Source organism: Tamlana sp. 2_MG-2023 (genome assembly GCF_030548465.1).
GTDB lineage: Bacteria > Bacteroidota > Bacteroidia > Flavobacteriales > Flavobacteriaceae > Pseudotamlana.
Genome location: NZ_JAUOSF010000003.1, coordinates 426,809 through 441,319, shown reverse-complemented (window position 1 = coordinate 441,319; position 14,511 = coordinate 426,809). Strand labels below are relative to the sequence as shown.

Here is a 14,511-nt window from a genome sequence, read left to right as displayed (position 1 = left end):
ATAATGAAACCAATATTAACCGTATTATTATACTTTTTAATATTACCATCCTGTAATGCGCAGAAAAACAACAAGCAACAATTTCCTTATAAGGATAGCAGTCTATCTGTTGAAACTCGTGTTAATGATCTTTTAGAACGGATGACGCTTGAGGAAAAAATTTCTCAAATGAATATGCTTAGTCTTAAACATTTAAAGTTTGACAAAAAAGGTAAGGTTACCCAGAAATCTTTGGACTCCTTATTTAAAGGTGGTAGTATAGGAACGCTTGAGAGTCCTTTCATTGGCGTTGATGAAATCTCGAAATTCTCTGAAGCTGCCGACAACTACTTGCGTAACAATACAAGGCTAGGTATCCCTGCCATTCAAATTGCAGAATGTTTGCATGGCCAATTGGCTTTTGGAGCTACTATTTTTCCTCAAACTATTGGACAAGGAAGTACTTGGAACCCTGATTTAATAGAAAAAATGGGAGCAACTATAGCTCAAGAAGCGAGTCTATCTGGTGTTGATCAAGCATTATCTCCAATTTTTGATTTGGCCAGAGACCCTAGATTTGGTAGAGCCGAAGAGTCTTTTGGCGAAGACCCTTATCTGGTTTCTGAAATGGGTAAGGCTTTTGTGATAGGCATGCAAGGAGACCCTTCAATAACAAAAACACACATACCCGACGGCAAGCTCATGTGTACTGCTAAACATTATGTAGCATATAGCACACCCTTTGCTGGTATCAATCTAGGCCCAAACAATTTAGGACCTCGAGAATTAAGAAACTTGCACATGTATCCTTTTAAGAAAGTTATTCAAGAAGCTAATATCTATTCATTAATGCCTGCATATAATGAAGTGAATGGCATCCCGATGCACGCTAATAAATATTTAATGAAGGATGTTTTAAGAGATGAACTTGGGTTTAAAGGCTACGTTTTCTCAGACTATGAAGCCATTGCGATGCTTAACTATTTTCATAAAGTCACAAAAGATGCTGCTGCAACGGCAATTAGTGCTTTGGAAGCTGGTGTTGACCTTGAAGCTCCAAAAAGTTTTGCCTATTCAGAATTACCAAATTTAATACAAACTGGAAAAGTAGATATTGCACTTATAGATCAAGCTGTGAGTAACATATTAACGGCTAAATTTAAAGCGGGGCTGTTCGACAAACCTTTTAAAGCACCTAAAAAAGTTTCAACCCTAATTCACACAAAAGAAGCTATTAACTTAGCAAGTGAAATCGCCGAAGAATCAATCATTCTTCTTAAAAATGAGAATAGTTTATTACCAATTAATTCTAACACACTAAAATCAATTGCGGTAATTGGGCCTAATGCCGATCAAGTACAGTATGGTGATTATAGCTATACGAAAGATAATAAATCTGGAACGACTATTTTAGATGGTATAAAGCAATATGCTAATAATAAATTTGAAGTAAATTATGAAAAAGGCTGTAATATTACTGGTTTTGACAAAAGCAATATTCCTGCAGCGGTAAAAGCAGCAGAAAAAAGTGATGTTGTAGTATTAGTAATAGGAGGTACTAGTAGTGTACTATCAGGTATTGGCTGGGGAAAAGATATACCTGGAGACTATCCCACTAGTGGCGAAGGCTTTGATAGAGCATCGTTAACACCTCCAGGAGTTCAACCTGAATTAATAGAAGCCATACACAACACAGGAAAACCTATAGTACTTGTTATGGTTCATGGTAGAGCTTATTCAATTGCTTGGGAAAAAGAACATTTACCTGCTATTGTTGAGGCTTGGTACCCTGGAGAACAAGGAGGTAATGCGGTTGCCAAGGTTTTATTTGGAGACGTAAACCCTTCTGGAAAACTTACTGTAAGTGTTCCCAAAAGCGCTGGTCATGTTCCTGTTTTTTATAACTATAAACCATCGGGAAGAGGTTTTTATAGGCAACCTGGAAGTCCTGAAAAACCAGGTAGAGATTATGTTTTTTCTTCTCCAGATCCCTTATTTCCTTTCGGGCATGGCTTAAGTTATACGTCTTTTGAGTATTCAGATTTACAGGTAGAAAACACGAAACTGAATATGGATGGCGTGGTTAAAATATCGCTTAAGGTTAGAAATACAGGAAAGGTTGTGGGCAAAGAGGTTGTTCAAGTATATTTTAACGATATACTAAGTTCGGTTACAACACCTGTGAAAAATTTAAAAGCGTTCAAAAAAGTAGAAATTAACCCATCTGAAATAACCACTATTAATTTTACAATACCTATTAGTGAGTTTGGTCTATGGGACGAGGACATGAAATACATTGTTGAACCGGGAGAATTCAAAATTATGATTGGAAGTTCAGCTGAAGATATAAGGCTTAGTAAAACAATTACTATTGACTAGTACCCAGATAACTCCCTAATAGGCGCTTATAATAGCCTTCACAATAAAAACAGCCGTCTAAAACATATTTTTTAGCCGGCTGTTTTATTTATAATGTTTGTTACCTGAATAATTTGAGTGATCAATTTAAAAACAAAAGAAAGTCTCGCAAGTACACCCCGCTATAAGCAAAAGTAAGCACTGTAATTGACCTTAATCATAAGGGAGATGGGTTTTTATTCAAGTAAGTTTTAAAGTTAAGATTTCGCTCTAAAAGTCATAAAAAAAGCTATCCTTTTAAGATAGCTTTCATTCGCAAAAAATCTAAGTATTAAATGTTGTTATTTAACAATGATACTCTTGAAATATTCCCCCTTATCGGTGATAATCTGTAAAAAGTACATGCCACTTTGGATGGTATTCACATTAATATGGTTACGAGCTGTTTTTTTAACAAGTTCACCAATGGCATTGTATATTTTAACTTCCTTTAAAGATTCACCAGCGTCAACCTCAATATTAAGAACACCTACTACAGGCACCGGGTAAACTTTTGTATCATTACTATTTATAGCATTTGATTTAATTGAAAGTAGTATCCCTGTTTTATTAATTGTAAAATAATCGGACACCGATCCATTGTCATTAATAAACTTAACAGTTAAGTTTTGACCCAACCCACCATCATTTTCGATTTCTAAAACACATGAGCCCAATTCGTTTAAAGAACTAAACATAGCATTGTGATCTAAATTACCACCTGAAATTTTACCAGCGGATCCTGTGGTTATATAAACAGCTCCAGGGTTTTGAGTTTGTACTTTTTCGTATGCACCATCAGAAGTGTCCGCTTTACCTGATAAATGCCCATTAGTTCCGATAGTGTTTTGATTAGAATCAAAACTATTTGACATTCCATAGTGTTCGTTAATGAAATAGGATCTTTCATAAGAATGCGAATGACCAGATAACACTAAATCTACCCCATTTTCCTCTAAAATTGGGAGGAAATTATTTCGCATATTTATAAGTTGAGATTCTGAATCTGAATCATGAGAACCCTTAGAATACGGCGGGTGATGAAATATAGCAACAATCCAATCTTGATCTGTATTTTGCATATCTTGCGTACACCAAGCTATTTGCGTTGCATTATTATCCAAGGTATAAGATTCTAAAACGATAAAATGAATATTAGCATAATCAAACGAATAATAGGCTTCAGTTCCAGAGGCAACACCACCTGATTCTGCGGCTGTTGGAAACGTGAAGATGTCATAATATGGGCCAGATTGAGTATTAGAATCTGCTGAATAACCGTCATGGTTTCCTAGCGTTGACCACGCAACTGTTTTCTTCAACTGAGAACTATAAATATTAAATAGCGCTGATTGATATTCTGAATCTAATCCGCTGTCGTATGCATTATCCCCTAAAAACAACATCATATCTGTTTGGTCTGGGTTAGTACTTGCATTCGATACATAATCGTAGTACTGATCGCGAACATTTTTCTGGTTTTGATTGCCAGTACCAGCATCACCTAGAATCCAAGCTCTCACAAATTGGTCTGTACCAACCGGAGGAGCTGTTTTAAAGTACATATCACCAGATTCTGGCACATAAACTCCAGCATTATTAGCAATTTCATAAAAATATTTTGTGTTCGGTAACAATCCTGTTATCTCAATTTCATGATCCGTGCTTAATGACACATCAGAAACTGAACTATTCAAGGCGCCTAAAGAAGTGCCATAATTAATAACGGTTTCAGTATTGGTATTTGTTCTATATTTTATGGTAATAGCATTTGAATTTCCTTTTTGCAAATATGGCCCTCTCCTTAATTGTGCAATAACCTGAGGGCTAACTTTTAGCCTAAAGTTAAAACTCACATCAGAACTTGTTGCACTATTTTGGTGAATTTCTATTGCTATAACATTTTCACCTTCTATTAAAAAATTATTTATAACTTTATTAATCCATATATTTTCAGTTGCCGCAGTTAGTGCGAAAGTATCATAGTTAACAGACCCCATAGGCATATTATCTCTCCATACTTCTGTTCCATTAATATAGACAATCATACCATCATCTCTCAAAGCGGTAAGATCCAGATATGCAAAATCTTCTTGAATATCTGTCAAATTAAAAGATTTTCTAAAATATGTAGTTAATGCACCACTATTTGTCATAGTCGCCTCATCCCCTTCACCATATCCAAGTTCTGAATTTCCAAAAGCCCAGGAATCATCGTTAAATCCAGCTATCTTCCAATTTCCTGCTGGCTCATTTCCATCATCAAAATACTTCCAATTATCTCCTGGAGCTATAACAATATCGCCTGGAGATGGTTCAGGTTCTACAGTAATTCCAGGATAATTTTTAGTATCCAATTCTTCCCAACCCCCAGGATTTAGGTGATTAAAAAGTTGCGCTTGAAAACTATACCCCGCACCTTCAGGAGTTCCCAAAGGTATCTCAATACTTAAGGTTAAAGTTCCTGAACCTTGATTTACAAATGTATTATTGGCTGTTAAATTACTAGACCCAACTTTAAATCGGATATATGCATACGCTCCTCCGGGTTTATCTACCGTGTAGTTAAAGGTAATATCCACATTTGAAGCAGCATTCACCGTTTGTGGAGGGTTTACGATATCAATCGTGTTTTGTCCAAATGTTATTGTTGATATAAGAACCAATAACACATATAGATTGAATTTAATTTTCATTTGACAATTCCTTTTTAAGTTTGTTGATCTCGTTTTCTAAATTTTTAATTCCAGATGTGTTTTTAAACTTATCAGGTAGCAAAACTATCGCCGTCTGCGCTTGTTGAATTGCAATTTTACAATCAAGGATTTTCTTGTTTTCAAATAAGTATTTTGCTTTTTTATAATACCAAAATTCCTTTCTATAAGCACTTAAAATGAAGTAATTGTATTGCTCTATAACTTTATTTACTTGTGAGGAAGCCTCTAAATATTTTAATTTCTTTAATTGTAAAGTAAAAGTACCTTTCCCTATTTTTATTAATCCTGCATCTAAAATTTGAATTGCTTTTTCGTAATTACTACTATCAATTCCCAAAAAAATAGAACTGTAAACAATATAGTCTTCAGGGTTAGTATCAACAGTATTTTCAATAAAAAAACGATAATACTTCAGGGCCTCTTGGTAGGCTCCTAATTGAATTAATATTTCCCCTTGTAACTTATTTAGTTTAACATTCAAACCATCTTTTACCAAAGCTTTGTTCGAAGCTTTTAATGCTTTCGAAAAATGACCGCTATGATAATAGGTTTGTGCTTTTCTATAATAAAGAACCGCTTCTGAATTGCCCAATTTTTCTGATTTGGAATAATCCTTTATTGCTTTATTAAATTCTTCATGTTGTTCATACAAGTAACCACGTTCAAAATATAGCTTAGGATTTTTAGGTTGCTTTCTAATTTCTATAGATTTCTCTTTTATTCTTTTAGTTAAACTTCCATGGGCATAAATCAAAGAGACTGATAATAGGCATAATAATAAGAAAATTTTTCTATACATACTCCTAGCAATTAAATTGACTTAAACCCCTTTCTTGATGTAACCTATGGCGTTACCGTAATCGGAATACTTACCAGAGTTGTAGGTCGCAAATGTTTAATTTTAACTACTACAACATCAGCAGTTAATATAGTTCCATTCTCAGGAGTACTTCCAATCTTTAATGCATCAAAATCTTCAAAACCAATATTAACTTCGCTACTATCACTCATAGTATAACGAATAACAATTCCACTAAGATCTAACGGTTCTCCTACTGCATATTCCGTTTTTGTAGGTGGCGTTACAAGCACAGCACTTACAGGGAAAAATCTCGAGAGATTTAATTCTTGAACGACAGTTATTCCTGTTGTAACATGAGTAATAGTTAAATCTGTATCTGATGAAATCGCTTCTCCATTAACCGGTACAGTTTCAATGTCATTTTGAACTTCAGCGTAGCTAAGATCTTCGCTATCTCCATTCTCATAACTAAAAGTTAGTACCATATCAGTTAGGTCTAATTTCTCACCATAAAAGTAATCCGTTCTAGGTGCTTCCTTAATTTCCATCGCAACAACTTCATTAGTCACATTAATAGCTTGAATCAAACCTTTTCCTGAATCACTTACGCTTATAGTTACAGATTCATCAGTGAGGTCTAATATTTCTCCATTTTCAGGTTCAGTGATAATACCTTCACTTTGAAAAGATTCAAAAGGAACATCTATAAGATCACCCCCCTTATCAAGAGTTATTACCATTCCAGATAAATTAAGAGCATTCCCAAGTACATAATCCAATTGCGGAAGTGTTTTCATAGATACCCGATCGATATCTGAAGTAGACACATCATCATCTTTATCGCAAGAAGTAAAAAATACTCCAAATACAAGTGCTAATAATAATGTTGAAAATTTAAAGTCCAAATGATTTATTGTTTGTTTCATCAGTTTGATTATTTTAATGATCAAGAATTTAAGAGTTTACAGTTAAACCCATTTGTATCACAAATTCATTATTAGCTGATTTGGCACAAATTAAATTCAAATTCATTTCAGTTTTAATATCTTTTTCTATCTTAACTCTACTTCAAATTGCTCTAGTACTGCGGCTCTATCTCGAATGACAAGAGTATCTTTTACAGTATGTGTTTCCGAGAAATCTGGATCTAAATAGGTATAGTCTAAATAAATAACATCCCTTGATTTTCCACCCCATGCATCACCTTCTTCTACATATTCACCAGATCCAGTAACACCATATGGATCGCTACCAAAACTAGATATGGTACAGGTACCATCATCAGTAAACGTAAGCTCCATAGTCACAATCCCTTGAGGTATTTCGCCTGGGTTTGGCAAATCATCTCTACCTACTAAGTTTTGTACCTTAACTTTATTAAAGCCAGTGGTCTCAACCAATACAACTTCATCATCGACTACGTACTCACTACTGTATGTTCTGCCCACTGCAGTCATCGGATTTGTAATCATATCTTCTCCCCTTCTCAGGTAATGTCCATGAAACTTATTCATATATTTAATACCAAAAAGTGTATAGTCCTTTGGTAAAACATCCCAATCGGCTGGGTTAACCCTATCTGGATTATCAATTACATTCCTTCCTACGAGTATAGAATCTATATTATCAGCCTTAGTTATTCGTAATGGAATGACATAATTAGTTGTATTTTGAGCCCCGAAAGACAGTGGATCGTTAAAAAATGCCTCACGTAATTGAACTTTTATACGCGCCTTAGTATCTCCAGAAGGTATGGTAACAGGGCTAATATTTTCCATAGTATAATAAGCTGGTGGAAGTGCCTTCACATTTTTCACATTATCCAAAAGACTATTATCTACCTCAAAATAGATACTTCTATCTTTCCCATTACTTCGTACACCTGTCATCACAGCAGTAATTTCAAAATTATGATTATTATCGCCATCGTTAAAACCTTGATCATATTTGCCTAAAATAAGCGTCCTTGCAGGAGTTTGATAAGGAAAATAAGTTGCAATAACATCAAAATCCTCAAAATCTGTATCAGAGTTGCTGCACCCAATAGCTATGAGCGCACAAACTATTAAAACTATATTTTTTGTATTCATCGAGTGAAAAATTTACAGGTGTTCGTTTATACTAAATGTGATTTCTAATCACAATAAATGTTGTAATTTAATTGTGTAACAAACTGTATTTGTTACCAACCTATATTTTGTTCTAGTGCATTAAATTTTACTATTTCGCTTTGAGGTATTGGTGCGTAATTACCATAATCGGGATATAATCTTGGTTCTACCGTAAACTCATCATATTGAGTACCATTAAATTTAGATCCAATAATATCCGTTAAATCATCAAGCATATTCCATCTGCGTAGATCAAAGAAGCGATGTCCCTCAAAACAAAGTTCTAACCTACGTTCATTTCTAATGAGTGCTCGCATGTCTTCTTTAGAGCTCATATTAGCTAAGTACGTATCTGGTTGACTAATTCCAGCTCTACTCCTTATAGCTCCAATTACTTCCCTTGGAGATATACCTTGAACCGCATAATCTGGACCTCCTAGCTCATTAGCAGCCTCAGCAAACATTAAATATAGATCGGTATACCTTAAGTATACGTTCATTTTTTCAGAAGCCGATATATTACCATTATTGCTAAAAACAACAGTAGGATCCAATAGTTTTTTAAGATAATAACCTGACCTAGTAGATTGAAATTGAAATTTATCAATTTCATCAGCTCCACCACCAACTCCAGTATTAATTACTCTGCCGTCTAAATCATTACCATTATACAAAATATACTTTTTTAACCTCGGGTCTCTATAAGCAAATGGGTTTGATGGGTTATAATTTGGATGCGTTGTTGAGAAAGGCTCTCCATCCAACATAGGAAACGCATCTACTAAATTTTGCGATGGGTTAAGTTTTCCTTCTCCATTCAATGAAGGTGGGAAATGCTGTTTTTCAACCCAGGTATATGTAGATGCTACATTATCTCTCCAAATCACTTCTGGAAAAACACGTGTACCAGAAGGGAAATCATAAAAATTATAATGACCTGAAGGACTTAATCCAGCAACACCACCATTGTCGTTAAGCAGTTCGGCGAGTATGTTACTGGCTTCTTCGTAGTAATCTCCAGCACCATTAAAAAAGGCAGGACTGGCAGCCATTAGGTTTAATTTGGCTTGAAAAGCTTTAATAATTCTTCCATTAATTCTTCCATCCATGTTATAACCAAATACAAATTGGTAAACATCATTATCTGAACCGTTATAACGAGTCGGTTGTTTTGTGAGATCTCCATCCCAGTCCATAGGGATATAATCTAAGGCTTCATTAAAATCCGTATTTATCTTTTCTAACGTTTCTTCAAATTCTGGTCGTGGAATATTAAAATTAGCATCTTTATCAAGAAACTCTGTTAAATAAGGTACACCTAACAACTTTCCTGAAGCGCCAATACCAGCATGTTCCTGAAGAATCCAAAAATGTCTTAAAGCCCTCATAGCTAAAGCTTCTCCATACATACGTTGTTTTATAAGTGCATTGGTTTCTTCATCATATTTCCATTCAACCTGATCAATGACGTTAAGAAATTCATTGACGTATAAAACGTGTTGATATTGCCACCATCTGCTAGAAATGGCATTATTAGCATTCCACTCTCCAGTTGCCATTCTACGGTAACCGCTTAAATAATTTGTAACCGCATCGTCTGTAGCCGTATCATTAAATAACAATTGATTCGACATACTCTCATATGTGTTTAACAATAACCCTTCCGCCATTGCTGGATCTGTAGTTAACATATCATCTCCCGCTAGGTTTTCATCTAAGGGTTCAAAATTACTACACGCCACACAGAATAATAGAATCGATGCAATAAATGTATATTTTATAATAATCTTCATGTCTAGATTTTATTAATTTTGTTAAAACTTTACTCTAAGTCCCATTGTATAATATCGATAAGAAGGTTCGGACGACAAACTTAATTGCTTTATATCTCTGTTATTGGCAATCATTAACAAGTTTGCACCACTAGCATAGATACTAAATTCTTCCATATTAAGATCGGACACTAATGATTTAGGGAAATCAAAGGTCAATTGTACACGTTCAATTTTAAAATTACTATTATCATAAAGCCAGAAGTCTGATGCTTGTCCATGATTATTAGTATTTTCAATAGACGATAATCTCGGGAAAGTTGCAGTACTTGCAGTACCTTCTGTCCATCGTCCTCTTACTACTTCTGAGTATTTATCATTACCCTGTGGCTGATAGTAATTACCTGAAGCCATGGCCTCACTACCATATTGAGCTGTAAATAATGTAAATAATGTAAATGATTTATAGTTTAATTTGATGTCCGACCCAAAAGTCCATGGCGCATCCCAACGTCCAATAACAACTTGATCTTGATCGTTTACAACACCATCATTATTCACATCTTTATACTTTAAATCACCTGGTTGCACCGCTCCAAATTGAGAAGGAATTCCATCTTTTAAAGTACCGTCTGCCTTAAAATCATCAACACCGAAGAAGCCTAAAGATTCTAAACCCCAAAAGGCATCAATAGACGTTCCTTTTCTATATTGATATTCATCCTCATAAACTTCATCTACTTTAATTCTTTCTGAATTAGTATATAGCACGCGAGCGCCAACATCTACACCTAGGTTACCATATTTATCTGAATAGTTAATACCTAATTCAAATCCCGAACGTCTATCAACACCATAATTGGAGTATGGACGGAAAAGGTTATAATATTGAGGATAAATTGTAGCTGGCCTAATTACTTGTTCATCCAATACCGAACGGAACACATTAGCTTCTAACCATAATTTCTTAAAAAAGAGCCCTTCGAAACCTAAGTTGTAATCGGTTCTACGCTCCATACCTAAATCATTGTTTTGACCTCTTTCTATTTTAGTGAAACCATTTTGAAAACCGGTTCCGTATTGATCACCCCAATAATAATTACCCACATTTCGCTGGTATATAGCATCATACAAAAAATAACCCGGAATATCCAAATCAGAATAAACAACCCCCATCGAAGAACGAACTTTAAGGTAATTTAACCAGGAAACGTTCTTTAATGATTGCTCCTCAGACATGAGATAAGCAAAGCCAAAAGTAGGCGCCAACTTACCTCTGTTACCCTCTGGTAATTTAATAGAATTAACATAAGAAGTATTTACATCAAACAGAAACTTATCCTTATAGGTATAATTTAAACTTAGTGCAACATTCGAATTTTTTTCAACTTGTGTTACCGATTTCATCTGGGTGTTATTAGCAAAGCCAACTAAAGAAGCTTTTAAAAAGTGATCTTCGTTTATTTGCTTTTCGTAGTTCAACATCCCAAAAAAGCCATATCTTATTGTAAAAACATTTGTACTTACTTTTTCTTCTAACTCTTTGCGGTCTGGATCACCGACGTTTACTAAACTAGTGATTTTGTTATCAGCATTCCATGTAGGCTCATAAATAGCGAATTTATTATTCACTGTTAAATTATACCGATTATAAAAATCAAAGCTTAAATAAGTTTTTGCGGATAAACCTTCAGTAATTGAGCTTAAATCAAAATCTATCGCATTATTTACCTGACTTATACGGGATATACTAGTTTGTTGTCCACCGGCCACAACAGATGCAACTGGAACATTGTTATTAAAATACCGACTCCCACCTAAAATAAATCCATTATATTTATTAGCTACCTCTAAAACACCAACTAAATCTGGATTATTTTCAGTATCCATTAAGCTTAACGGAAGCAATGGCGCGTATAAATCTGATCTAAAATTTTGCCCAGCATCGTAGAGGTTGGTTAAAGAGCTTTTGTTTGACTCAATTATCGCAATAGCGTCTAAACTACTAGTAATCCAGCTATTGATTCTAAAATCAATATTTCCTCTCACATTAAAACGCGATGTTCCCTTGTCGTATTCACTAAGCTTCTGCAAACTCTGGTCTGATTTAAAGCCAAAATTTATATAATATTTAGTATCTTCTTTAGCTCCAGAAAAATCACCGATAATATTCGAGAATGTCGTCAATGAACTAAAATTTGCATCCGAATACATATCATAATTAGGATATCTGTAGGGGTTATTCCCACTACTAAAGTTTAAAATCTCGTCATCTGAAAAGCTTGCAGACAAGCCGTCATTATCGCGAGCTTCGTTATAAAACTGCATATACTCGGCCGAACCAAGATAATTAGGCATAGAAATAGGGGTCTTAATACCACTACTTGCAGTTATGTTAAATTCGGTTTTTTCAGTACCACGCTTTGTCGTTACAATGATAACCCCATTCTTTGCCATAGACCCATATAGAGCCGAGGCACTAGCATCTTTCAAGACGGTTATCTCTTGGATTTCCTCCATATTTAACAGGTCAATCGACCTTCCTGGAATACCATCTACAACGATCATAGCATCACCTAAACCGCGAATATTATCACTGTATTTAAGTCCAGTAATTCTTCCGTTCAAGGCATCTCTTACCCATTGGGTATTATCATATTTCAAAAATTGGTCTGGTTCTATTGAAGAAACGGCACCTACTATTCTTTTGTTTTCTTCTGTTTGAAAACCCATATTAAGAGTTTTATCTACCTTAGAAGACAAATAGAGACTATCCTGTGCAATAGAGTCGGTTTGTTGCGGAGTTTGTCCTAATAGTGAAAAGGAAAATAGCATATAGCTTCCTAGACAAAGTAGTGGTTTCTTATACTTTATAAGGTGTTTCATAATTGGTTGTTATTATCTAATATAGAAAAACATGTTAATTGTTACCATCCTGGGTTTTGAGGAAATCCTTCATACAATTCGGTATCGTTTTGAGGGATAGGCAACCAGTAATGTTTATCATTAAAAACCTTTGTTCTTAATACTTCTTCTACAAAATTAGTAGGTTTACCATTTGCATTTCTGTCAAATCGTATTCCTGTTTTTAGTTTATATTTCAAGTTGGTTCCTAGTTTCCATCGTCTGACATCCATCCATCTATGGTTTTCCCATGCCATCTCCATAGCACGTTCACGACGAATCTCTTCCATAAACACATTAGCACTACTCAGGTTTACAGGTTTAACATTCAAACTACCATCTGGAACAGCGCGTTCTCTAAGTTCATTAATGGCGTCTACAGCTGAAAGATTAAATCCTGCTGGTTTTCCATTTACGCCATATGCCATAACAGCGGCTTCTGCATACATTAAATACACATCGGTTAACCTCACATGGATTCGCCATGAAAATAAAGATTGATTATCATATTTATTGAACCCTTTAGGGTACCATTTTTTTGCAACATATCCCGTTCTAGTTCCGTTACTTTTTCCTGGGTGTCTATGTGCTCCTCCGTTGTAGAATTCTGCGTATCTATTTACTGCATCTTCGCCTGTTGCAGCACCTAAATTGTCAATTAACTGATCACCATCCACTACAATCCATTTATAAAAACGAGGATCTCTATTAGCCCATGGATCATTAGGGTTATATAGCGGACTTTCATCACATGACAATCCATCTTTCATACCAAAATAATTATGTATGTAATTATGTGTTGGAGAGTTAATTCCGTTAGCACCATTAAGAGCTCCCAATTGCCAAGAATCACCTAAATACGCACCAAACCAACCTACAGAGCCTGCTTGACCAAAAATATACTCGGTAGAATCAGGGTAAAGTCCATTAGGATCATAAAACACATCTTCATAAGTATCCCACTCTTGTAGTTGGTAACTTGGAATCTGTATAACTTTAGCAAATGCCTCTGCTGCTTGCTTACAAAGTTCTGCATCATACCCGTAGGTATCATCGCTATTTTGCATTAATGGGCTGGCTGCAAATAACAGATTCTTTCCCTTTAAGGCTAATGCTGCACCTTTGGTTATTCTAAAAAGATTTTTTCCACTAGTCTCTTTACCTGGCCCCCAACTATCATCATCCCAATGTTCTGGTAACAGTGCAATGGCTTGATCAAAGTCTTTGTCAATTTTCAATGCTGTTTCAGACCATTCTGTAGGTCTTTCTATTCTCCAGTCATCCACTAACACACGATCGATGTAAGGCATAGGCCCCCAAAACTTCATGATTTCATGGTGAAAAAATGCTCTAAAAAAATAAGCTTGACCTAAAATAGCGTCTTTTTCTTGCTGAGTAGCATCTAACATTAATTCCTCTGCGTTTTCAATAACAATGTTAGCCTTTCTTATACCTGCCCAACTGCTTGGCCATATCGAACTTCTATCAAAAGGGATTCCCGAATTGGTATTAAATCCTCCACTAAAATAATTGAAGGTTCCTCCTTGCCAATCCCAATAGCGCCCTTCATCAATAGAATAATCAAAAATCCAGGTTTCAACACCAACAGAGTCTTCGCCGTAGTAAGGATAATTAGCGTAAAAAGCCAATGAATAATCAACGATCATTGCATACATTTCTTCGACAAAACCCTGTGAATTCTCAAAGTTTTTAAAAACTTCGTTTACAGAAAGATCGGTATCTAATGGCTTGTCTAGATAGTCTTCACAAGAATTTATAACTCCTATAAGACATAGTAAACCTATTACTTTGTATAAATTTCTCATTTT

Annotated in this window: 8 protein-coding genes; 1 reads left to right on the top strand and 7 read right to left on the bottom strand. The window is 35.1% G+C overall.

The genetic code is table 11. From position 1 onward, the window contains the following. Nucleotides 1–3 precede the first annotated feature (3 nt). On the top strand, nucleotides 4–2,358 hold the full coding sequence (locus Q4566_RS07215; RefSeq protein WP_303419966.1) for a glycoside hydrolase family 3 N-terminal domain-containing protein: 2,355 nt from the start codon (nucleotides 4–6) through the stop codon (nucleotides 2,356–2,358). 320 nt (nucleotides 2,359–2,678) lie between these two features. Here Q4566_RS07215 and Q4566_RS07210 read toward each other — a convergent pair whose 3' ends face one another. From Q4566_RS07210 to Q4566_RS07180, 7 genes are all read right to left on the bottom strand, one after another. Further along, nucleotides 2,679–5,072 carry a metallophosphoesterase gene (locus Q4566_RS07210; RefSeq protein ID WP_303419965.1) on the bottom strand — a complete coding sequence of 798 codons (2,394 nt, stop codon included), beginning with the start codon at nucleotides 5,070–5,072 and terminating at the stop codon, nucleotides 2,679–2,681. After that, on the bottom strand, nucleotides 5,062–5,892 hold the full coding sequence (locus tag Q4566_RS07205) for a tetratricopeptide repeat protein (RefSeq protein WP_303419964.1): 831 nt from the start codon (nucleotides 5,890–5,892) through the stop codon (nucleotides 5,062–5,064). The genes Q4566_RS07210 and Q4566_RS07205 overlap by 11 nt, the downstream gene beginning before the upstream one ends. A 44-nt stretch (nucleotides 5,893–5,936) precedes the next feature. Beyond that, complete coding sequence (locus tag Q4566_RS07200; RefSeq protein WP_303419963.1) at nucleotides 5,937–6,800, bottom strand: bacterial Ig-like domain-containing protein; 864 nt, start codon at nucleotides 6,798–6,800, stop codon at nucleotides 5,937–5,939. A gap of 147 nt (nucleotides 6,801–6,947) precedes the next feature. Then, nucleotides 6,948–7,985 carry a DUF5627 domain-containing protein gene (locus Q4566_RS07195; protein ID WP_303419962.1) on the bottom strand — a complete coding sequence of 346 codons (1,038 nt, stop codon included), beginning with the start codon at nucleotides 7,983–7,985 and terminating at the stop codon, nucleotides 6,948–6,950. Between the two features lie 92 nt (nucleotides 7,986–8,077). After that, a complete protein-coding gene (locus Q4566_RS07190) occupies nucleotides 8,078–9,799 on the bottom strand; it encodes a RagB/SusD family nutrient uptake outer membrane protein (RefSeq protein WP_303419961.1) in 1,722 nt (573 codons plus the stop codon). Nucleotides 9,800–9,820: 21 nt separating this feature from the next. Further along, nucleotides 9,821–12,664, bottom strand: a complete 2,844-nt coding sequence (locus Q4566_RS07185) for a SusC/RagA family TonB-linked outer membrane protein (RefSeq protein WP_303419960.1) — start codon at nucleotides 12,662–12,664, stop codon at nucleotides 9,821–9,823. Nucleotides 12,665–12,705: 41 nt separating this feature from the next. After that, a complete protein-coding gene (locus Q4566_RS07180; protein WP_303419959.1) occupies nucleotides 12,706–14,508 on the bottom strand; it encodes a RagB/SusD family nutrient uptake outer membrane protein in 1,803 nt (600 codons plus the stop codon). Between the last annotated feature and the right edge of the window lie 3 nt (nucleotides 14,509–14,511).